Here is a 22,252-nt window from a genome sequence, read left to right as displayed (position 1 = left end):
GTCCACCTGAAACCTTCTTCGGTTTATTCACGGGATCCGGCCTCCGGCAGCAAGGAACAGACGGCGTGATCTCTGGCGGGCGCAGCAGCGGACCCGGTGAAGACCAGGAGCTCTCATGACGGCACAAACCTCTGCGGAATGAACCGCAGGCAGATTAGGAGAGTTGCGATGGACCTGATCGCACAGCTGGAGGCGGAACAGATCGCCGCCCTGGGGAAAGAGATCCCCGACTTCAAAGCCGGTGACACCATCCGTGTCGGCTACAAGGTGACCGAAGGTTCGCGTTCGCGCGTTCAGAACTACGAAGGCGTCTGCATCAGCCGTAAAAACGGTTCGGGCATTGCCGGTTCGTTCACCGTCCGCAAGATTTCGTTCGGCGAAGGCGTGGAGCGTGTGTTCCCGCTGCATTCGACCAACATCGACAGCATCACCGTTGTGCGCCGCGGCCGCGTGCGCCGCGCCAAGCTGTACTACCTGCGCTCGCGCCGCGGCAAGTCCGCGCGTATCGCAGAAGACGCACACTACAAGCCCAAAAAAGCCTGAGGAGTGGTATCATGAAAAAAGACACCCATCCCGACTACCACTTCATCGACGTCAAGATGACCGACGGCACCATCATCAAGATGCGCTCCACCTGGGGCAGCGAAGGTGATCAGCTGGCTCTGGACATCGACCCCACCGTGCACCCGGCATGGACCGGCGGCACCTCGCGCCTGCTGGATGCCGGCGGCCGCGTGTCGAAGTTCAAAAAGAAATACGAAGGCCTGGGCTTCTAAGCTTCGCTTTGCATTTCAGCAAATTCCGAAGGCTGCCCGGGTCGGGCAGCCTTCTTTCTTTTTCTTCTGACGCCGGGGCGTGCCCCTTGCGGGAAAGACAGATCTCCTCGTGAAACAAGCCCTGGCAGACGCGCTGCAAGAACGCGGTTATGAAACCCTCACCCAAGTGCAGGAGGCCGTGACCCAGTCCGACGTGGATGGCCGCGACCTGCTGGTTTCGGCGCAGACCGGTTCCGGCAAGACTGTCGGCTTCGGCCTGGCGCTGGCGCCAACGCTGCTGGGTGAAGACGAGGCGTTCGGCGACGCTGCCGCTCCCTTGGCGCTGATCATTGCCCCGACCCGCGAACTGGCGCTGCAGGTGAAGCACGAACTGGGCTGGCTGTACCGCGGCGCAGGCGCACGGATTGCCTCCTGCGTGGGCGGCATGGATATGCGCGACGAGCGCCGGGCGCTGGAGCGTGGCGCCCATATCGTCGCTGCCACCCCTGGCCGTCTGCGCGACCACATCATGCGCGGCTCCATCGACCTCAGCCAGGTGCGCGGCGTGGTGCTGGACGAGGCCGATGAAATGCTTGACCTCGGCTTCCGCGAGGATCTGGAATTCATTCTGGGCGAAGCGCCCGAGGATCGCCGCACCCTGCTGTTCTCGGCCACCGTGCCGCCGGCAATTGCCAGCCTGGCCGAAACCTTCCAGAAAGACGCGCTGCGGATCAAAACTGCCGGCGAGACCAAGCAGCACGCAGATATCGAATACCGCCTGATGAGCGTGGCGCAGGCCGATGCTGAAAACGCCATCATCAACGTGCTGCGCTACTACGAAGCACCCAGTTCCATCGTTTTTGCCAACACGCGTGCGGCAGTGAACCGTTTGGCGGCGCGGCTGACCAACCGCGGCCTGCCGGTGGTGACCCTGTCGGGCGAATTGTCCCAGACCGAGCGCAGCCATGCCCTGCAGGCGATGCGCGACGGGCGCGCCCGGGTCTGCGTGGCGACTGATGTGGCTGCACGCGGCATCGACCTGCCGGGACTGGAGCTGGTGGTGCATGCCGAGCTGCCCTCAAACCATGAAACCCTGCTGCACCGTTCAGGCCGCACCGGACGTGCGGGCCGCAAGGGCGTCAGCGCGCTGATCGCGCCGCCCAAGGCCCGCAGCAAGGCGATGCGCCTGCTGAAGTGGGCCAAGCTGAACGCCGAGCATTGCGAGGCGCCTTCGGCCGACGATGTACTGGCCCGCGACGAAGAGCGCATGCTGGCCGATCCGGTCTGGCAGCAGCCGGTGGAAGAAAACGAGGCCGCAGGCGTTCAGACCCTGCTGGACACCTTCAGCGCTGAACAGATTGCCGCCACATACCTGCGCCTGTTCCGCAGCCGCCACTCGGCGCCGGAAGATCTGCGCCCGGCGGATGCGCAGGAGCCGCGCAAGGAACGCAAAGAGCGCAAGCCTTTCGGTCCCTCGGTCTGGTTCTCGCTGTCCGGCGGCCGCGAGGCCGGGGCGGACCCGCGCAAGGTACTGCCGATGCTGTGCAAGGCGGGCGATATCGACCGCGGCGCCATTGGCGCGATCCGGGTGCAGGACAACGAGACCTTTGCTGAGATCAGCGAAGGGGCAGTCGAGGGCTTCCTGAAGGCACTGGGCGGCAAGACCGAACTGGAACCCGGCGCAGTGCTGACCCAGCTGGCGGAGGCCCCCGAGCTGGCCCCGGCCCCGCGCCGCGGCGCCGGCGGCCCGAAGGGCGGCTTCAAGGGCGACCGCAAACCCAAACCGCACCGCGGCAAGGAAGACGGCTCTAAACCGTACCGTGCCAAACCCGAGCGCAGCGAAGACAGCCGGCCGCCCCGCAAGGAGTGGAGCGGGAAGCCTGAACGCAAGGAGCGGGGTGAAAAACCCGCGCGCAAGGATTGGGGCGACAAGCCCGCACGCAAAGATTGGGACAGCAAACCGGCCCGCAAGGATGAGCGCGGCCCCAAACCCGATCCGGCGGTCAAACCCAAGCCCAAGGGCGCCTCGGACCCGTCCAAGCGGATGACCAGGCCGGGCGCACCTGCGGCCAAGCCGTTCAAGGCCAAAGGCCCCAAACCGCCGGTCGGCAAGCCCAACAGCAAAAAGAACAAGGCCCGCGCCGCTGCAGCTGCAATGGCCCCGAAGCCGGGAAAGGGCGGCGACGCCCGTCCGAAGCGCAAACCGGCGGGGCCTTCGAAACACAGGTGAAACACTAAATTCACCAGCCTGCGCACACAGCTTTTCTTGGCCGGAACCAGAGCCTATACAGGGGCTCAAAGCTAAAGACGTGCGAAAAGCACGAACAAAGGGACCGGTACATGGCGCATATCATTGTCGTCGGCAACGAGAAGGGCGGCGCAGGCAAATCCACTGTCTCCATGCATGTCGCAACCACCCTGGCCCGGCTGGGCCACAAGGTGGCAGCGCTGGACCTGGACCTGCGGCAGCGCTCATTGGGGCGCTACCTGGAGAACCGCAAGGAGTTCTGCACCAAGGCGGGGCTGGAGCTGCCGATGGTGGAAATGCACGAGCTGCCGGAGATCGACCCGGCCAGCCTGCAGCCCGGCGAAAACATCTATGACCACCGCCTGTCCGCTGCTGTCTCGGCGCTGGAGCCCGGCCATGACTTCATCCTGATCGACTGCCCCGGCTCGCACACCCGCCTCAGCCAGGTGGCGCATTCGCTGGCCGATACGCTGATCACCCCGCTGAACGACAGCTTTGTCGACTTCGACCTGCTGGCCCATGTGGACCAGAAGGGCGAGAGCATCACCGGCCCGTCGGTTTATTCCGAGATGGTCTGGAACGCCCGCCAGCTGCGCGCGCAGGCCGGGCTGAAGCCGATCGACTGGATCGTGATCCGCAACCGTGTCGGCACCCAGCGCATGGTCAACAAGGAAAAGATGGAACGCGCCATCAAGATGCTGTCCAAGCGGATCGGCTTCCGCGTGGCGCCGGGCTTTTCCGAGCGGGTGATTTTCCGCGAGCTGTTCCCGCGCGGACTGACGCTGCTGGATCTCAAGGACATCGGTGTCAAGCAGCTGAACATCTCCAACGTCGCCGCGCGGCAGGAATTGCGCGACATGATGAAGGAAGTGAACCTGCCGGGGGTCGAGATCAGCATCTGATCCAGCCCCTGGGCCGGTCAGCCGTCGCAGCCGCAGCTGCCGCGGTAGATGGTGTACAGCTCAATCGGATCAGCCACACCGCGCAGCATGTAGCGGCCGAGCGATACCAGGTCATGCTCGGTGCCCTTGGCCGCTTTCATCACTTCTTCGGACATGATGATGCTCTGGCCCACTGAACGGTGCATGCCGGCAATCCGTGCGGTTTGGTTCACGGTCTGGCCGATCACGGTGAAATCCAGCCGGTTATTGGCCCCGATGTTGCCATAGAGGATGTCGCCGGCGTGCAGGGCCAGGGTGAAGCCTGCCGTGGGCAACCCCTCGGCCTCGCGCTCAGCATTGAAGGCGCGGACCTTGCCGCAAAGCTCGTTTGCTGCGGCAAGGGCGGCGTGAGCGTCTTCCTCGATGCTGCCAAGGTTGAACATGGTCAGCATGCCATCGCCCATGAACTTGAGGATATTGCCGCCATGGGCCTGGATGGTCGCGACCGCCAGGCCGAAGTAGCCGTTCAGCATGTCGATCAGCTCTTCACCCGGCAGCCGTTCGGCCAGCTGGGTAAAGCCTTTCAGATCGAACAGGCAGATCACGGCATCGATTTTCTGCGAGGATCCGCGCCGGATTTCGCCGGACAGAACCCGCCTGCCCGCATCGCGGCCCAGGTAGATTTGCAGAAGGTCGCTGGCAATCTGCCGGTTTGACGAAGACTTCAGCGCCAGCCCCAGATGCGGCAGCGTGGTGCGGATCAGATCCAGCTCGCGGCTGGAGAACCCGCCTTTGCGGTCGGTGGTCCAGGACACCAGGATGCCTTCACCCGGGCGCCGCGGATCCGCCGGTTTTTCCTCCGGCGGATGGAACCGCAAACCGGCCGCGAAATAATCGGTGGCGCCACCCTCGTACAGTTCATCGATCACCGGGAAGTCAAACGGCGGGCCTGCCTCCATCTGCACCCGCAGTTCCGGCAGCTCCTGCTGCAGCAAGCGGTAGAACGGGCTGTTCAGCCAATCCTCGCCCGGGTTCTCCTGATACTCGTAATGCTGGCTGGTGATGCTCTCGCCGCGGATCCAGCGGATGCCGATGCCCCCAAACTCCGGGTGATACGCCCGCTGCGCCAGGTGAAAACGCATCAGCGGAACTCCGGCTTCGGTCAGGCGCTGGCAGTAGCCGTCCAGCAGATCCTGCTGGCTGGTGCCCTGCAGGCCCTGGTCCATCAGCCAGGCGATCAGCGGTCCGGAATTGACATCAATCTGTATCATGCATTCACCTTTTGTCCCGCTGCCTTATCTGGGTATTGACCCCGGCAATGTCTATGGGTCGATCTCTGCTAAATTGCGCAGCATGTAGCGCAAAATTGCAACCTCGCCGGTGGTGAAACGGGCGCACATCTTTGCGTCAAACTCCAAGGCGTGCTCCCGCAGGTCCAGATAAGCGGCCTCTCCCGCCGTAGTCAGCGCCAAATGCTCGGCGCGGCGGTCGTTTTCGTCGCGGGTGCGGGTCACAAAGCGCTTCTCGGACAGTTTGGCCACCGCCCGGCTGATCTTGGTCTTGTGGATCTTGGCCCGCGCGCCGATTTCCTTGGCCGTCATCTGCCCGTAGTTGCCCAAGTGGAACAGCACCCGCCACTCGGTGCGCAGCATGCCGTAACGGTTCTTGTAGTGCTTCTGAAAACCCAGCGAGCTTTCCTCGGCCGCGCGGTTCAGCAGGTAGGGCAGGAAATCCTGCAGAGCAAAATCATCTTTTTTGTCCATTTGGCGTCCCCTCTCCCTTGTTAGTTACAAAAACAACTAATATTCCGCAAGCAGAGACAGGAGGAACGCGCGATGAATCGGCCAGCCGATCCCCATGAAATGATGCAGGCTCCCTCGATTGCGGGGCCGAACACGGGCTATATGCCCGGCTTTGGAAACGACTTTGAAACCGAGGCGCTGCCCGGGGCGCTGCCGCAGGGCATGAACAGCCCGCAGAAATGCAACTATGGCCTTTACGGCGAACAGCTGAGCGGCACTGCCTTTACCGCCGACCCGCCGGAGCGGACCTGGACTTACCGGATCCGCCCCTCGGTCAAGCATTCGCACCGCTATGAGAAGATCGATCTGCCGCATTGGAAGTCGGCGCCTTGTGTTGATCCGGACGTGATTTCCCTGGGTCAGTACCGCTGGGATCCGGTGCCGCATTCTGATGAGGGGCTGACCTGGCTCACCGGTATGCGCACCATGACCACCGCAGGCGACGTGAACACCCAAGTCGGCATGGCCAGCCACATCTACCTGGTTACTGAATCGATGGTAGACAGCTATTTCTTTTCGGCTGACTCAGAATTGCTGGTGGTGCCGCAGGAGGGCCGGCTGCGGTTTGCAACCGAGCTGGGCATCATCGACCTGGCACCGCAGGAGATTGCCATCCTCCCGCGCGGGCTGGTCTACCGGGTAGAGGTGCTGGAAGGCCCTTGCCGCGGTTTTGTCTGCGAGAACTACGGCCAGAAGTTCGAATTGCCCGGCCGCGGTCCGATTGGTGCCAACTGCATGGCCAACCCGCGCGACTTCAAAGCGCCGGTGGCAGCATTCGAGGACCGCGAGACCCCCTCGACCGTGACCATCAAATGGTGCGGCCAGTTCCACAAGACCAGGATCGGGCATTCGCCGCTGGACGTGGTCGCCTGGCACGGCAACTACGCGCCTTACAAATACGACCTGACCACCTATTGCCCGGTGGGAGCGATCCTATTCGACCACCCGGACCCATCGATTTTCACCGTGCTGACAGCGCCTTCCGGCGTGCCGGGCACCGCGAACATCGACTTTGTGCTGTTCCGCGAGCGCTGGATGGTGGCCGAGAACACCTTCCGCCCGCCATGGTACCACAAGAACATCATGTCAGAGCTGATGGGCAATATCTACGGCCAGTATGACGCCAAGCCGCAGGGGTTTGTGCCGGGCGGGATGTCCTTGCACAACATGATGCTGCCGCATGGGCCGGACAAGAACGCGTTCGAGGGCGCCTCAAACTCCAACCTCGGGCCGGAGAAGCTGGAGAACACCATGTCCTTCATGTTCGAGACCCGCTTCCCGCAGCATCTGACTGCGTTTGCAGCCAAGGAGGCGCCGCTGCAGGATGATTACATCGACTGCTGGAGCGACATCGAGAAGAAGTTCGACGGCACCCCGGGACTGAAGTGAAGATGGGGGCGCTGCCCCCTCTGGGCCGCTCCCGGCCCATTCACCCCCGGAGTATTTGGACAAAGAAGAAGCCCGGATGGGCTGATGACAGGAAAACGATATGCCTCTGCTGAAATCCTGGGTGGCCTCGGCCAATGATGCGAACCACCCTTTCCCGCTGAACAACCTGCCTTACGGCGTGTTTTCCGTTGATGGCGACGACCCGCGCTGCGGTGTGGCCATTGGCGACATGGTCCTGGACATGCAGGCCGCTGAAGAGGCCGGGCTGGTCCAGCTGGGCGATGCACCGCTGTTCGACGTGCCCTATTGGAACGATCTGATGGAAGAAGGGCCTGCCGTCTGGGCGGCCCTGCGCGACCGCCTGACCGTGCTGCTGTCCGAGGGAGCCGCCGAGCAGGAGAAGCTGGAACCTCTGCTGGTGCCTGCGGCGGATGCCGAGCTGCACATGCCTTTTGCGGTCAGCGAATACACCGACTTCTATGCTGGCAAGAACCATGCCTTCAACGTCGGCACCATGTTCCGCGGGCCTGAAAACGCGCTGCCGCCGAACTGGCTGCATATCCCGATCGGGTACAACGGCCGGGCGTCCTCCGTTGTGGTCTCCGGCACAGATGTGCGCCGTCCCTGGGGTCAGCTGAAGGGGCCGAACGATGCCGCCCCCCGCTGGGCGCCTTGCGCACGCTTCGACATTGAGCTGGAGATGGGCGCGATTGTCGGCACGCCCTCCGAAGGCCCGATCTCGGTGCAGGAAGCCGATGACGCCATCTTTGGCTACGTGCTGCTGAACGACTGGTCGGCGCGCGATATCCAGGCCTGGGAATACCAGCCGCTGGGACCGTTTCAGGCCAAAGCGACCGCCACCTCGATCTCTCCCTGGATCGTCACCAAACCGGCGCTGGAGCCGTTCCGCTGCGACACGCCGGAAAGGGAGGTGGAACTGCTGGACCACCTGAAAGACTGCGGGCCGATGCTCTATGACATCGATCTCGAAGTCACCATGGCGCCGGAGGGCCAAGAGGCCTCCACCATCGCGCGGACCAACTACAAGGAAATGTACTACTCCGCCGCGCAGCAGCTGGCGCATCACAGCACCTCGGGCTGCCCGATGAACGCAGGCGACCTCCTTGGCTCCGGCACCATCTCCGGTCCGGTGAAGGAAAGCCGCGGCTCGCTCTTGGAACTGAGCTGGGGCGGCAAGGAGCCGCTGACGCTGGAAACCGGCGAGGAACGCTCCTTCATCGCAGACGGCGACACGCTGACCCTGAAGGGCGCGGCCAAGGGCGATGGCTACACCATCGGCTTCGGTGATTGCACCGGAACTGTCCTTCCCGCTCTTGACGACCCCTTCGCACGATAAGGATTACCATCATGGCAAAAGCTTTTGCGTCCCAAGGGGACCTGACCGAAAAGAAGATCACCTTTGATGAGATCGGCGAGGGGCTTTATGCCTTCACCGCCGAGGGCGACCCGAACTCAGGCGTCATCATCGGTGATGACTCCGTGATGATCGTCGAGGCGCAGGCCACCCCGCGGCTGGCCAACAAGGTCATCGAATGCGTCCGCTCAGTCACCGACAAGCCGATCACCCATGTGGTGCTGACCCACTATCACGCTGTGCGGGTTCTGGGTGCCAGCGCGTTCGGCGCGCAGCAGGTGATCATGTCGAATGCCGCCTACAACATGGTGCTGGAGCGCGGACAGGAAGACTGGGACAGCGAATTCCAGCGGTTCCCCCGGCTGTTCGAAGGTCACGAAAGCATCCCGGGCCTGACCTACCCCACTACAACGTTCACCGATCAAATGACTGTCTTCCTCGGCAACCGCCGGGTCGACATCAAACAGATCGGCCGCGCCCATACTGCTGGCGACGCTGTCATCCACGTGCCGGACCAGAACGTGATGTTCACCGGCGATATCGTTGAATACCACTCGGCCTGCTATTGCGGAGACGGCCATTTCGCCGATTGGGGCCAGACCCTCGACAACATCAAGGCTTATGACGTGGACGCGATTGCCCCGGGCCGCGGCGATGCGCTGGTCGGCAAGGAGATGGTCAATGCCGCCATCGAGAACACCCGCGACTTTGTCGAGAGCACCTACCGCCCGGCGGCCCGGGTCGCCGCCCGCAACGGAACCCTGAAAGAGGCCTGGGACGCGGTCCGCGCCGAATGCGATCCCAAGTTCGCAGACTACGCGATCTACGAGCACTGCCTGCCCTTCAACGTCGCCCGCGCCTATGACGAGGCCCGCGGCATTGCGCACCCCCGCATCTGGACCGCCCAGCGCGATCTGGAAATGTGGGAAGCCCTGCAGGGGTAACCTCCGATGGGGCTGGCCGGCATCCTGTTTCTGATCCTCATGGGCCTGGTGTTCGCCGCCTGGACCGCCGCCATGTTCCTGGCACTGTGGCGCATCAGCAAGCGTTCTGAGGAAGATCTGAAACGGACCGGTGGCGGGTATTTCACCTGGGTCGGCCACTCCCTGAGAGCCTACGCGGAGTTTTTGACCTCGGACAAAGACCGCAAGGAACGCCGCCGTCTACTGTTGCTGACACTTGTTATGTTCGCCGTGATCGCAGGTTTCGCCCTGCTGGCTCCGCGGCTTTCCTGAAATCTGCCTGGGAGGAGCCCCATGAACAAGATCTTTGAAGTCCCCTTGTACCCTTATGCGCACCACGCGGATGAGGACACCGCAGCCCCCGCCCGCCGCAAGGTGGTGGTGATCGGTGCAGGCCCCGTCGGCCTGGCTGCTGCCATCGACCTGGCACAGCAGGGCACCGAAGTGGTGGTGCTGGACGACAACGACAAGGTGAGCTTCGGCTCCCGTGCGATCTGCTTTGCCAAACGGCCGCTGGAAATCCTCGACCGGCTCGGCTGCGGCCAGCCGATGGTGGACAAGGGCGTGCAATGGAACGTCGGCAAGGTGTTTTTCGACGACCGCCAGGTCTATGACTTCAACCTGCTGCCCGAAGACGGCCACAAACGCCCGGCCTTCATCAACCTGCAGCAGTATTATTTCGAAGAATACCTGGTGAAACGGGTCCGCGAGCTGCAGGAGCAGGGCGCGCCGATCGAAATCCGCGGCCGCAACAAAGTCTCGGCAATCGGCACGCACCCGGATCACGTGACGCTGGAAATCGACACGCCCGAGGGCTCCTACAATCTGGAAGCCGACTGGCTGATTGCCTGTGACGGCGCGGGCTCGCCGACCCGGCAGATGCTGGGGCTGGATTTCGTCGGCCGGGTGTTTGAGGACAACTTCCTGATTGCCGATGTGATCATGGAGGCGGACTTCCCGACCGAACGCTGGTTCTGGTTCGACCCGCCCTTCAACAAAGGCCAGTCGGCGCTGCTGCACAAGCAGCCCGATGGCGTCTGGCGCATCGATCTGCAGCTGGGCTGGGACATCGACAAGGAGCGCGAGAAGCGCCCCGAGAACGTGATCCCGCGCCTCAAGGCGATGCTGGGCGAGGATGTGAAGTTCGAGCTGGAATGGGTCTCGATCTACACCTTCCAGTGCCGCCGGATGGAGCAGTTCCGCCATGGCCGGGTGCTGTTTGCCGGCGATTCCGCGCATCAGGTCTCGCCCTTCGGTGCCCGCGGTGCCAACTCCGGCGTGCAGGACACTGACAACCTGTGCTGGAAGCTGCAGCTGGTGATCGACGGCAAGGCGCCGGAAAGCCTGCTCGACAGCTATGACGTGGAACGTGTCCACGGTGCCGATGAGAACATCCTGAATTCCTCGCGCTCGACCGATTTCATTACCCCGAAATCAGAGATGAGCCGGGTGCTGCGCGATGCAGTGCTGGATCTGTCCGAGCACTACGAGTTCGCCCGCCCGCTGGTGAACTCCGGCCGCCTGTCGGTGCCCTGCACCTACGACGGCTCGCCGCTGAACTCGGCGGATGCGCTGGACGGGCCGGAACGGACCCGGCCGGGCTCCTCCTGCCCCGACGCGCCGCTGGGCGACGGATTCCTTCTGGACCAGCTGGGCGGCAAATTCGTGCTGCTCACCATCGACGCCGATGCCCCCGATGTGATCGAGGAGCAAGGCATCGAGGTCACCCGCCTGGCGCTGTCGGTGAAGGATGACAAGACGCTGGCGCTGAAAGACCGCTACCTGGGCAAACATGAGAGCGGCGTCTACCTGATCCGCCCGGATCAGCATGTGGCCGCCCGCCGCCCCAGCTTTGACGAAAACCAGTTCCGGCACGCAATCCGCCGGGCTATCGGCAAGGAGTGATCAAGATGACCGAAGACCAGCTGATCCTGACCCCGAACATCAATGGTGCCGATGATTTCTATGCCGATCTTCTGACGGCACATGAGGGCCTCAGCAAAGCCGAAAGCGATGCGCTGAACGCACGCCTGGTGCTGGTGCTGGCCAACCATATTGGAAAACGCGCGATCCTGAAACAGGCGCTGGCGGCTGCCGCGCTGAAACCTGGGGAGGATACCGCTTGAAAATAGAACAGATCCACCACGTCGCTTACCGCTGCAAGGACGCCAAGCAGACGGTGGAGTGGTACAACAAAATGCTGAAGATGGACTTTGTCCTGGCTATCGCCGAGGACCATGTGCCGTCAACGCATGAGCCCGATCCCTACATGCATATCTTCATGGATGCAGGAAACGGCAATGTGCTTGCGTTCTTTGAGCTGCCGACCAAGCCCGAGATGGACCGCGACCGCAACACGCCGGTATGGGTGCAGCACATCGCCTTCAAGGTGAAGGACCGTGAGACGCTGATCCAGTTCAAGGAGCATCTGGAGGCCAATGGCGTCGAAGTGCTGGGTGTGACCGACCACTCGATCTTCCACTCGATCTACTTCTTTGATCCGAACGGCCACCGGGTGGAGCTCGCCTGCCCGGACCCGCAGGAAGAGGCCATGCTGGCCAAGCTTGATGCGGTCAAATGGGAGATGCTGGAGGAGTGGTCCAAGACCAAGAAAGCGCCCCAGCACGCCGATTGGCTGCACGCCAAGGAACTGAGCAAGGCCTGACACGGGCCGGCACGGAAGGCAGCCCTCACGGCTGCCTTTTTCAAAGGGGAGGACGCCGATGGGCGACACGGTTCTGTATGACTACTGGCGCTCGTCCGCCAGTTACCGGCTGCGCATCGCGCTGAACCTTGCGGGGATCGACTACGCCGCAGTCTCAGTAGACCTGGTCAAAGGCGAACATAAAAGCCCGGAGCACCTGGCCCGCAATCCGCAGGGGCTGGTGCCGGTGCTGGAGATCGACGGGCTGCGGCTGACCCAATCGCTGGCGATCCTCGATTACCTGGACGAGACACGAAATCTCGGCCTGCTGCCCAAGGACTTCAGGCAGCGCGCAAAGGTCCGGGCGCTGGCCCATTCGGTAGCGGTGGATGTGCATCCGGTCTGCAACCTGCAAGTGGCGAAACAGGCCACACATCTCAGCGGCGGCGCAGAAGACATGCCCAAGGCCTGGATGCAGCACTTCATCCGGCCCGGGCTGCAGGCGTTCGAGGTTCTGCTTTCTGAATTCGGGCAGGCGCCCTTCTGTACTGGAGAAGTACCGGGCCTGGCTGACATCTGCCTGATGCCGCAGCTTTACAATGCCCGGCGCTGGGAAGCGGATTTTGCGGACCTGCCACGGATCTGCGCAGTGGAGGCCGCCTGCGCAGCACATCCCGCATTTGCGGCGGCCCACCCGGACGAAACCCTAGCCGCCAGCAGCTGACGTGCCCACCTCAAGGCATAGCTTCAGCACATCCAGCGCGGGTGACATCTCCGCTTCGGAAAACCCGCAAAAGCCAAGCAGCAGCCCGTTGGGTCCCGCTCCACTGGCTGAAAATCTGGACAGCGGCTGCACCGTGACACCCTGATCTGCCGCGCGGCGGGCAACATCCTTGTCGTGCACCGAGCCGGGCAGGTGCAAAACCGTCTGCATGCCGGCCTGATGATCGCGGAACCAGCCAAGCCCGCCAAAGTCCTGAACCAGCCGGTCCAAAAGGAATTTCCGCCGCTCGCCGTACGTCCGCCTCACCCGCCGCAAATGGCGGTAGAACTCACCCGAGTGCATGAATTCGGCCAGGGCCTGCTGCGGCATGTAACTGGCGCGCAAGCCCGAACGGCCAATAGCGGGCCGGAACTGCTCCAGCAGATCTTCGGGCACGACCACATAGCCAAGGCGCAGGGAGTTGGAGAATATCTTGGAAAACGAGCCCACGTAGATTACCCGGCGCAACCGGTCGAAGCCTGCCATTGCCGGGATCGGCCGCCCGGCGTAGCGGAATTCACTATCGTAGTCGTCTTCGATGACCCAGCCCCCTGTGGCCTGTGCCCAGGAGATGAACTTTTGCCTGCGGTTTGGCGACATCGCACCGCCAAGCGGGAACTGATGCGAAGGTGTAAGGATCACCAGCCGGGGGGAATACTCTGCCTCCGGCAGCTTGGCCCCCTGTTCATCGATTTCCAGATAGGCAGGCTGCAAACCATGGAATTGCGCAATGTGGCGGAGCGGTGCGTAGCCGGGATCCTCCAGCCCGATCACCTCGCCCCGGCTGCTGAGCACCCGCAGACAAAGGTCAAGGGCGTCGGTGGAGCCGGCGGTAATAAGGATCTGATGCGGCGAGGCCTCGATTCCCCTCCACTCGGCCACATGCGCAGCAATGGCCTTGCGCAGCTCAAAGTTCCCGGCCGCAGTGCCGCCCATCAGCATCAGCTGCGGAGTGGTACGGCAAACCCGTGCAACCGCCTTGGCCCATTGCCGGTGCGGGAACAGGCGCATGTCCGGCTGCCCTGCTTCAAAAGGCAGCGGCAGTTTCACCTGCGCTTCGTCTTCCGTCTGGGGCCGGTGTCCGGGCTTTGCCGCCAGGTCCGCCTCGCCCACGGCACAGACCGTAAAGCCTGATCCCCGCTGACTGTGCAAATAGCCCTCTGCCACCAGCTGCTCATAGGCCGTAACCGTTGTGGAACGCGACACCCCCAGTTCCGTGGCAAGAACCCGGGTCGGCGGCAGCTTAGCCCCCTCGGCCAGGCTGCCCCCGATGATACTCTGCCGCAGCGCTTCGCAAATCTGCTCAAAGACCGGTTTCTTTGACGCCCGATCTATCGAGAAGGCCAACCAGGGAGTAGTCGTCATCGCTTTGGTATGTCCTTTTAGTTCAGTTTTGGACATTAATAACACTCCAAATCCATGGCAATCCATCCTTGTCATCAATTCGAGGAGGACCGGAGATGTGGTTCGTCATGGCTGTTCTGGATGTTCTGTGGGGCGTGCAGCGCGGGATGGTGCTTTTCCTTTGGGACTGGCCTGCACACACCTCACCGCAGTCCGCATGGCGGCCCGCGCTTGCATGGCCGTTACTGCGGACCAGGAAAACACCAGCGCCGGCACATCTCTCTCTGCAAAACGAGGAGACAGCCTGATGTCCCGGCTAGCCATGTTTTCCCTGTTCTACCTGGCGAGCTTCCTGCAGGCGGGGGCCTATGGCCTGACCTTCATGCTGCCGCGCCTGTTCGAACAATTCGGCGCCAATGAAAAGATGGTGGGACTGATGCTGTTCATCACCGCAGCCGCAACGCTGACCACCGTCTATTTCGCTGGCCATTTGTCGGACCTGTTCGGCCGGGTCCGCACCCTGGGCGCCGCCTGCCTGTCCATCGCGGCCGCTCTGGCAGCTTATGGTTTGGCTGATAGCACCGGGGGGCTGCTGGTTTTCGCAAGCCTCACGCTGGGCGCCGGCTGGGGGCTGACCTATGCACTGTCGCCGATCGTGCTGACCCGCTTGGTCCGTACAGAGGAGCGGGTGCGGTATTTCGCGATTCTTTCCGTCGCGGTGATGGGTGGTTTCGGGCTGTCGCCGGTGATGGCCGCGATGATGGAGACCGCCGGTCTCACGGTGAATGACGCCTTCTTTGCCACTGCCGGTCTCTGCACCCTGGCGGCGCTGCTGTTCTTTGCCGTGACCGGCGCAGTGCGCCGTTTTTCCGAGAGCGCCGGCCCCGGGGTCCGATCTTCCCTGTCTCTGTCCGCCGTTGCCGCTATTCTGCGCTCTCCTGCCAGATTGCCGGTCATCATGGTTTGTATCGGGGCCAGCGTCTTTGCCGGCATGAACAACTTTCAAACCGTTTTCGCCGGCGAACGGGAGTTGGAATACGCCGATTACTTCCTTGCCTATACCATTACCGTGGTAGTGTTCCGGGTGGTGCTGGCCCGGTTCAAAGGCGGCCGGAACCCCTATCTGACCATTGCGCTGCTGCAGTATGTGATGTGCGCCGCCGTGGTGCTGTTCCTTGGCAGCGGCAGCAGCCTGCCCGCTTACCTGGCCACAGCCTTCCTGTTCGGGATCGGCTACGGGGTGAGCTATCCGGTGCTGGCCGCAATGGCCGCAAATGACGCCAAGCCGGAACTGCTGCCGCAAACCCTGCAGCTCTTTGCCCTGACCTATTTCATCGGGATCTTCGGTTTCCCCCTGCTGGCAGGCTGGATGATTGTCGAGACGGGTTCTGCCGCACTGCTAGTCCTGGTGGCCGTATTGGCCGGGATCGAGGCCACCATGGCGCTGATCCGGGCGCTGTCCGCACGCACCTCTGCGGCTGCAAACGCGGCCAATCCGCGGTAATCTTCTTCAACAGGAAAGGAAGCCTATGAAACTTCTCGTCTTTCAGCATGTCGCTTGCGAGCATCCGGGCTCTCTCCGGATGTTCCTAAGGCGCGAGGGTATTGAATGGGATGTGGTTCAGCTGGACGAGGGCGGACAGATCCCCAACCTGGCGGATTACGATGCGCTGTGGGTGATGGGCGGCCCGATGGATGTCTGGGATGTCGAGGAACACCCCTGGCTGATCACTGAGAAGGCCGCCATCCGCACCTGGGTCCGCGATCTTCAAAAGCCCTATCTGGGCCTGTGCCTGGGCCACCAGCTGCTAGCCGATGCCTTGGGCGGCACCTGCGGCCCGCAGCGTCCGGCCGAGATCGGGGTGCTGGATGTGGAGCTGACAGCCGCCGGCCGCACCGACCCGCTGATGCAAGGGCTTCCGGCACAGCAGAAATGCCTGCAATGGCATGGGGTCCGGGTGGCACAGGCTCCGGACGGGGCCGAGGTTCTGGCCAGTTCCCCGGACTGTCCGATCCAGGCCATGCGGATCGGCACCAACGCCTGGTCGATGCAATACCACGTCGAAGTGGAGCCGGATACGGTGGATAATTGGGCGGCGATTCCAGCCTATCACGACGCCTTGGTGAATACCCTGGGCAGCAATGGAACTTCCGAATTGCGGGCTGCAGCCAGTGCGCAGATGCCGCAGTTTCTGAAATCGGCCGAAACGCTCTTCGGCAACTTCATGCGTGCCGTCCGCTGCTGACACGTTGCGGCGCAGGCTTTACAGGCCTGCGCCGTCCGCATGTCAGCAGCGGCTGGTTCAGCCGGCTTTCACATCGACAAAGGTCTCGTTGTAGCAGGCACCATCTTCAACATCGGTGCGGATATTGGCCGGGATCAGCGCGTTCACCGTAAATCCGGTCTCAGATGTCGCCCGCCAGGTCCCCTTGGGTGAATACAGCACGCCTGGCCGCGTGGCATCACTCACTTTCAGCTGCAAGACCACCTCGGCCTGGCCATTCCAAACGGTCACTTTCTGCCCGTCCTCCAGGCCCTTGGCCGCAGCATCCTGCGGGTTCATTTCTACAATCTCCCGCCCTTGCGAAGCGGCATTGCTGCCGAAGGTGGCATTGGTGCGCTTGTCCGAGCTGGGAGTGATCAGCACAAAGGGCTGGTCGGGCTGCACCGCCTCATACCGCGGCACGCCAAAGCCGAACCGGTCCTCGTAATCCTGGCAGAACAGCTCGATCCTGCCCGAGGGCGTGGCGGGCATCACGGTCTTGCACATGATCATCGGCTGGCTGTCTGCCGCCGTCATCTCAATAGCCTGATTGACCGGAATCTCGCTGGGCCGGCGCCCTTCAAGCTGCGGATGCGCTGCGTCTATGGCTTCATCGATCAGCTGTTTGTCAGTGGCCTTGAAGACCGGATCATCATAGCCGAAACGCGCTGCCAGCCGGCGGAAGATCTCGGTATTGGGCAGGCTTTCACCCACGCACGGGATAACCGGCTCAGCCCTCTGCAAAAAGTTCTGTCCATAAGCGCCATAGATGTCATCAAACTCGAAATGGCTGGCCGCGGGCAGGATCACATCGCACAGGGCCATGCTGTCGTTCATGGCAACGTCGCAGCCGGCAATAAAGAGATCCTCGCGCATCAGCGCCTTTATCAAGCTGGCCTGATCAGGGTGGGTGGCCACCGGGTTGTGGTTGTAGATCATCGTGGCCTTGATCGGCGGATCCAGTGTTTTGTCCTGCAGCTTTTCGGCCAGGTCAACAATGTTGAAAACCCGGGTCCCCGGTTTCATCAAGTGATTGCCGTGCAGCCGGTCTTGCGTCTTGGGCGTGGCAATGCCGGATTTGGCAAGAACTCCGGCCCCCAGCCGCCCGTGGTGGCCGGTGAGCGCAGGCAGTGCCATCGCCGCCCGCAGGCCGGAGCCGCCGGAACGGCCCCGCTCGATGCCATTGCCAAAAGAGCAGGCCATTGCCCTGGCCGCCTGAACCAGATCCGCCAGCGCGTGGAAGGTTCCGGCCTCTACTCCGCAGATGCGCTCCACCTCCTTCGCACTGTATTGCCGGGCCTGAGCCATATAGGCATCAAATCCTTCGACCCATTGGCCGATAAAGCCGTTGTCCAGCGCACCCCGCCGCTCCAACTCAGTTGCGAGACCCATGGCCAGCACCACATCGGTGCCAGGCTTGAGCTGAATATGCATGTCGCATTGCTCGGCGATCTTGATCCGTTTGGGATCGATGATCACCAGCTTGCCGCCCTTGGCGCGCATCTGCTTCAACAGCGGCGCGAGGTGCAGGTTGGACACGGTGACATTGTTGCCCCAGACCAGCACCAGATCGGACTCGAGGACCTGCATCGGCGGCATGCCGGGCGCCGCACCGAACAGGCTGTTATAGGCACCCCCCCGCACTGCCCCGCAGAGCGGTCCGCGATTGAGCATAGTTGCGCCCATCTTGTAGAAGAACCGCCGGTCCATCGAGCCTGCAGCCAGTTCGCCATGCGGCCCCGCATAGTTGAAGGGCAACACGGCTTGCGGACCAAACGCCTCAATCGCCTGGCTGAAGCCTTCGTGGATCAGATCCAGCGCCTCTTCCCAGGTGATCCGCTGATACTGCCCGGAACCCCGGGGGCCGGACCGTTTCAGCGGGTGTTTCAGACGGGCCTCCCCATGAACGAAATCGGGGTAATAGCGAGCGACCTTGTTGCAGATCACACCATCGGTAAAGGGGTTCGCTAGGGATCCCTTCACGCCGGTAATCATGCCATCCCGGGTGTGCACAGTCAGGCTGCATGTATCCGGGCAATCCAGAGGGCAAACACTGGGCAGGGTTTCTACGGAAGCTGGCTTGGTCATCACGGGCCTCAGGAAAAAGGGTTTTCCTGAGGTTACCTCTGCAAGGAGGTCCTTCCGAATATCCAAAACCTGAGAAAATGAGCAGGCCAATCTGCCTTGCCGGCCGCATTTCGGCAGCCGGCTGCAGAAATTACGAACGCAGCAGCACCTTGCTGGAATTCAGCGCCTGAGCAATCCGCTGATAGTGCACCGCAACGTCGCTGTTGCTTGCGGCCGAGCGCAGCAGCACTGTTGTCGTCTCCTCGAGAATGGCCAAAGCCTTGGCATTTGTTTCTGCGGCAGTGTCCGGCTTTACTGCGGCAACCGGCCGGCGGGATGCCTGGTTGTCGCTCTGAACAGTGATCTGCAGCCGCGGCTGGCTGTTGTCCCGGTTCCGGCGGGACAGGTCCGCCAGGCTGTCCGCCGCCTCAGCCAGTGCCTCCCGGGCCTCCGCGTAATCGCCCCTGGCCGGCAGCTGCTTCACCAGCGCCTTCAGTTCTTTGGCCAAGCAGTCGGTCCGGTAAGACGGGCCAACAGCCCCGCATGCTGCTGTTGAAACGCTGATGGCCGCCACCACACTGCTGGTGACTGAATTTGAAACCGCAGCAGGCCCTGCAGGTCCTGTGGGGCCAGTCACGCCCTGGTCAGCGGCAGTGCCGCTACCGCCGGAAACCCCTCCGCCAGAGGAAGTGCTCCCGGCCGGATCACCGCGCACCTGCGCTAGGTGCACAAAACCCGCAAACCCGTTTTCCTGTACGCCGCCTGCCGGAGCTGCCGCGGCTGCAGCCATTGCCGGCGCAAGAAAAAGCGCAGCAGAAAGCAAAGCGGAGGAAGCCACTGTGTATTTCGGTCCGTTCATAATAGCCTCATTTTCTTGTCCTGCCGCTGTCAGCTTATCCTGCAGCTATGCCTGTCCCGGCTCAAAGTGCCAAGTGGGAAACACCTGTGCTTTTGCTCAAGCTGTTTTCAGCCGACCAAGCGTCATCCTGTCCTAATCGATTCCGAAGAAGTTGCTGGACGTCAGATCATGATCGCCAAGTATCAGGATTTCAAAATCAGCATCAAACAAAGAGCGCACCGGATCCTCGCTAAGGTTCTCTGCCGTCAGCAGGATGCCGTCTTCGTGGTCCTCGACGGTAATAACGATCTCAAAAGGCGAGTCCACAATCGGCGGCGTGATGTCGAAATTGCCCTCCTCCAGAGACAGGCCGATATAGGCGTCCTCCACCGTGATCATGCTGATGTCGATCTGGTCCGTGTTGTCGTTGAAGTCTGTAATGACGTCACGCCGTGTACCGCCAGAACGACTTTCATCGAAACTGTTGAAGACAAATACATCCGCATCGGCGCCCCCGCTGAGAGTATCGGCGCCCAGGCCCCCGGTGAGGGTGTCTGCACCACCGCCGCCGGTCAGCTGATCGCCGCCCCCATCGCCGCTCAGAACATCGGCGCCGTTGCCTCCGTCCAGCTCATCCGCGTTGCCTCCTCCCGCAAGAGTGTCCAGCCCGGCCCCGCCGGTCAGGCTGTCGGCACCGGTTCCGCCTCGCAGATCATCCGCGTCGGCTCCGCCATCCAGCGTGTCGCGCCCGCTGCCGCCGGACAGAGTGTCGCTGCCGCCGCCCCCGTTCAGCACATCCTCACCGTCGTTTCCATTCAGCTGATCGCCTGCTTCCTCCCCGAGAAGCGTGTCATTCCCCGAGCCACCGATCAGCGTGTCCGCCCCAGTACCGCCCTCAAGCGAGTCGCTGCCCAGGCCCCCGCCCAGTGTATCGCTTCCGCCGCCACCGGACAGGGTATCGTTGCCCCGCCCGCCGGCCAGTGAATCCGCACCGGCACCGCCGTCCAAATCATCACTGCCGCTCTGGCCGTCCAGCGTATCGCTGCCACCGCCACCGTTCAGCGTATCAACGCCGCTTCCGCCAGAGATCCGATTGCCACCATTGCCGCCGGTCAGGCTGTCATTACCTCCGCGGCCGCCCAGCACATCCGCGCCGCCACCGCTTGATAGAACATCGTTGCCACCGCCGCCTTGCAGCGTGTCGGCCCCGGCGCCGCCGATCAGAGTGTCATCGCCGTTTTCACCCTGCAGCCGGCTGCCGCTGTCGCCCGCTGTCAGGCTGTCGTCACCGCTGCCGCCATTCAGGAGGCTTGCGCCCGAACCGCCATGCAGCGTGTCATTTCCATTACCACCAGTGAGCGTATCAGCCCCTGCGCCGCCGTTTAGCACGTCAGCGCCGCCGCCGCCTGACAGCTTGTCATTGCCATCGCCGCCGCTCAGCACATCGTTGGAATTGCCGCCTTGCAGCGTGTCGCTCCCGGCACCGCCGGTCAAAGTGTCTTCGCCGTCTTCACCCTGCAGCCGACTACCGCTGTCACCCGCTGTCACGCTATCGGCACCGCTGCCGCCACGCAGCGTGTCATTTCCATCACCACCAATGAGCGTATCAGCCCCTGCGCCGCCGTTTAGCACGTCAGCGCCGCCGCCGCCTGACAGCATGTCATTGCCATCACCGCCGCTCAGCACATCGTTGGAATCTCCGCCCTCCAGCGTATCGGCACCGTCTCCACCAGATAGAGAATCTGCGCCGTCTCCACCACGGAGGAGGTCAGAGCCTGAACCGCCCTGGAGCGTGTCCGCACCAGCCTCTCCGTTCAAAGTGTCGTTGCCGCCTTCCCCGGACAGGCTATTGTTTGCCCCCTGCGCGCCATAGATGAGGTTGTTCAGCCCATTGCCGGTTCCCTCCCGGGTTCCAGTAAGGCTTCCATTGGCCAGCAAGAAGAGAGCTTCTGAATTTTCGGTAAGACGGTAGCTCGCCAGCGAACTGCGGACTTCATCATACCCTGCCGTCAGCCCTTCTGTTACCAGATCGTCTACGGAGTTGACAAAATAAGTATCGTTGCCGGAACCGCCGGCCATCCGGTCCCCGCCGGCGCCGCCTGCCAGCACATCATTTCCGGCACCGCCATCCAAACTGTCACTGCCGGCACCGCCTTGCAGCACATCGTCTCCCAGCCCGCCGGTCAAGCTGTCGTCCCCGGCACCGCCCTGGAGCAAGTCATCACCCGACAGGCCGTCTATCGTGTCATTGAAATCAGACCCTATGAACGTGTCAGAACCGCCATAAAACAGTTCCAGGAATGCCTCTGTGGTGATATCCGGATCCGCGACTACAGTATTTGCATCAAGCGACAGCCCGGTTACCGTGAAAACCGGTTCAGTCCAGCTGAACGGCTGGTACTGCCGGTAGGAACCGATTGTGCCAGTTATCGAAAAGGCAGAGCCGGGTCCTGGGATCAGTTCAAAGGATGATCCTTCAGCCGCCAAGTACTCGGCCCGGAATCCATTCTGGCCGGTAAACCGGATGCTGCTGCTGGTGACCGTGAACTCCGCCACGATTTCCGTGCCGATAGTAAAAGGTTCAAAAAATCTAATCGTCGCCATTCAGGCCTCGCCAAGGTTTGCACGGTGCAAATTCCGCACCCTTCGGAGCTCCCGGATGCAACCGGGAGAAAAAACACAAGATAATATTCCGGCCGCAGCCGTCGATACTTCAAGCAATTTTAACCGGTAAAACCGCAGTCCTCCACGCAATGAGGCTGATCTGGCCTCGCAGCCGGCTAAGAGATGCAAAAAGAGCACCACAAGCTCGTGAGGCGCATCCGCTCACTCCTCCTGGTTGGAGGTGAATGCTTCCGTGTTTGTATTCGGCGCCTCTGGCGGTTTGGCCCGGAAGGCATTGGAGTGCCCCATCTGAATT

20 protein-coding genes are annotated in these 22,252 nt (G+C 62.3%); 14 read left to right on the top strand and 6 right to left on the bottom strand.

The features are described from left to right. Positions 1 to 168 precede the first annotated feature (168 nt). From rplS to RA20_RS18335, 4 genes are all read left to right on the top strand, one after another. On the top strand, positions 169 to 543 hold the full coding sequence (gene rplS, locus RA20_RS18350) for a 50S ribosomal protein L19 (RefSeq protein WP_039132117.1): 375 nt from the start codon (positions 169 to 171) through the stop codon (positions 541 to 543). 11 nt (positions 544 to 554) lie between these two features. Continuing rightward, the gene (gene rpmE / locus RA20_RS18345; RefSeq protein WP_039132115.1) at positions 555 to 776 is read left to right on the top strand and encodes a 50S ribosomal protein L31; all 222 of its coding nucleotides are present in this window, start codon (positions 555 to 557) and stop codon (positions 774 to 776) included. 109 nt (positions 777 to 885) lie between these two features. Beyond that, positions 886 to 2,985 (top strand): DEAD/DEAH box helicase, encoded by a 2,100-nt coding sequence (locus RA20_RS18340; protein WP_039132112.1) that lies wholly within the window; start codon positions 886 to 888, stop codon positions 2,983 to 2,985. A 110-nt stretch (positions 2,986 to 3,095) separates the two neighbouring features. Then, entirely contained in the window at positions 3,096 to 3,905 is an 810-nt protein-coding gene (locus tag RA20_RS18335; protein WP_039132110.1) for a division plane positioning ATPase MipZ, read from the top strand. Between the two features lie 17 nt (positions 3,906 to 3,922). On the opposite strand, the gene RA20_RS18330 is transcribed toward RA20_RS18335, so the two are convergent. After that, a complete protein-coding gene (locus tag RA20_RS18330; protein WP_039132108.1) occupies positions 3,923 to 5,155 on the bottom strand; it encodes an adenylate/guanylate cyclase domain-containing protein in 1,233 nt (410 codons plus the stop codon). Positions 5,156 to 5,206: 51 nt separating this feature from the next. Then, entirely contained in the window at positions 5,207 to 5,647 is a 441-nt protein-coding gene (locus RA20_RS18325) for a MarR family winged helix-turn-helix transcriptional regulator (protein WP_039132105.1), read from the bottom strand. 72 nt (positions 5,648 to 5,719) lie between these two features. Between RA20_RS18325 and hmgA the strand changes: the two genes are divergently transcribed. From hmgA to maiA, 8 genes are all read left to right on the top strand, one after another. Further along, a complete protein-coding gene (gene hmgA, locus RA20_RS18320) occupies positions 5,720 to 7,075 on the top strand; it encodes a homogentisate 1,2-dioxygenase (RefSeq protein ID WP_039132103.1) in 1,356 nt (451 codons plus the stop codon). A 100-nt stretch (positions 7,076 to 7,175) separates the two neighbouring features. Continuing rightward, positions 7,176 to 8,432: a fumarylacetoacetase gene (gene fahA / locus RA20_RS18315; RefSeq protein WP_039132100.1), complete on the top strand. Its 1,257-nt coding sequence runs from the start codon at positions 7,176 to 7,178 to the stop codon at positions 8,430 to 8,432. An 11-nt stretch (positions 8,433 to 8,443) separates the two neighbouring features. After that, positions 8,444 to 9,394, top strand: a complete 951-nt coding sequence (locus tag RA20_RS18310) for an MBL fold metallo-hydrolase (RefSeq protein ID WP_039132097.1) — start codon at positions 8,444 to 8,446, stop codon at positions 9,392 to 9,394. A 6-nt stretch (positions 9,395 to 9,400) separates the two neighbouring features. Further along, on the top strand, positions 9,401 to 9,685 hold the full coding sequence (locus tag RA20_RS18305) for a hypothetical protein (RefSeq protein WP_039132095.1): 285 nt from the start codon (positions 9,401 to 9,403) through the stop codon (positions 9,683 to 9,685). Between the two features lie 21 nt (positions 9,686 to 9,706). Further along, positions 9,707 to 11,317, top strand: coding sequence for an FAD-dependent oxidoreductase (locus RA20_RS18300; RefSeq protein WP_039132092.1), 1,611 nt, complete (start codon positions 9,707 to 9,709; stop codon positions 11,315 to 11,317). Positions 11,318 to 11,322: 5 nt separating this feature from the next. Next, complete coding sequence (locus RA20_RS18295; protein WP_039132189.1) at positions 11,323 to 11,538, top strand: DUF2783 domain-containing protein; 216 nt, start codon at positions 11,323 to 11,325, stop codon at positions 11,536 to 11,538. Next, positions 11,535 to 12,077, top strand: a complete 543-nt coding sequence (locus RA20_RS18290; protein ID WP_039132090.1) for a VOC family protein — start codon at positions 11,535 to 11,537, stop codon at positions 12,075 to 12,077. Before RA20_RS18295 ends, RA20_RS18290 begins: the two co-directional genes overlap by 4 nt. A gap of 58 nt (positions 12,078 to 12,135) precedes the next feature. Next, complete coding sequence (maiA, locus tag RA20_RS18285; RefSeq protein WP_039132088.1) at positions 12,136 to 12,780, top strand: maleylacetoacetate isomerase; 645 nt, start codon at positions 12,136 to 12,138, stop codon at positions 12,778 to 12,780. On the opposite strand, the gene pdxR is transcribed toward maiA, so the two are convergent. Then, positions 12,763 to 14,184 (bottom strand): MocR-like pyridoxine biosynthesis transcription factor PdxR, encoded by a 1,422-nt coding sequence (gene pdxR, locus RA20_RS18280; protein ID WP_039132086.1) that lies wholly within the window; start codon positions 14,182 to 14,184, stop codon positions 12,763 to 12,765. The genes maiA and pdxR overlap by 18 nt on opposite strands. 286 nt (positions 14,185 to 14,470) lie before the next feature. Here pdxR and RA20_RS18270 point away from each other — a divergent pair, with 286 nt between their 5' ends. Next, positions 14,471 to 15,667, top strand: coding sequence for an MFS transporter (locus RA20_RS18270; RefSeq protein WP_039132082.1), 1,197 nt, complete (start codon positions 14,471 to 14,473; stop codon positions 15,665 to 15,667). 25 nt (positions 15,668 to 15,692) lie between these two features. Further along, positions 15,693 to 16,409: a type 1 glutamine amidotransferase gene (locus RA20_RS18265; RefSeq protein ID WP_039132080.1), complete on the top strand. Its 717-nt coding sequence runs from the start codon at positions 15,693 to 15,695 to the stop codon at positions 16,407 to 16,409. A gap of 57 nt (positions 16,410 to 16,466) precedes the next feature. Here the strand turns inward: RA20_RS18265 and RA20_RS18260 are convergent, their stop codons facing one another. The 3 genes from RA20_RS18260 to RA20_RS26315 all read right to left on the bottom strand — a co-directional run bounded on the left by RA20_RS18260 (position 16,467) and on the right by RA20_RS26315 (position 21,936). Next, the gene (locus RA20_RS18260; RefSeq protein ID WP_039132077.1) at positions 16,467 to 18,515 is read right to left on the bottom strand and encodes a molybdopterin-dependent oxidoreductase; all 2,049 of its coding nucleotides are present in this window, start codon (positions 18,513 to 18,515) and stop codon (positions 16,467 to 16,469) included. Between the two features lie 130 nt (positions 18,516 to 18,645). Next, a complete protein-coding gene (locus tag RA20_RS25475) occupies positions 18,646 to 19,002 on the bottom strand; it encodes a hypothetical protein (protein ID WP_152618545.1) in 357 nt (118 codons plus the stop codon). Positions 19,003 to 19,485: 483 nt separating this feature from the next. Beyond that, positions 19,486 to 21,936 (bottom strand): calcium-binding protein, encoded by a 2,451-nt coding sequence (locus RA20_RS26315; RefSeq protein WP_052249062.1) that lies wholly within the window; start codon positions 21,934 to 21,936, stop codon positions 19,486 to 19,488. Positions 21,937 to 22,252: the final 316 nt, after the last annotated feature.

It is taken from the genome of Leisingera sp. ANG-Vp, from assembly GCF_000813725.1.
GTDB lineage: Bacteria > Pseudomonadota > Alphaproteobacteria > Rhodobacterales > Rhodobacteraceae > Leisingera.
The sequence above is the reverse complement of the archived record's forward strand: the minus strand, read 5'-3'. Positions and strand labels throughout refer to the sequence as shown.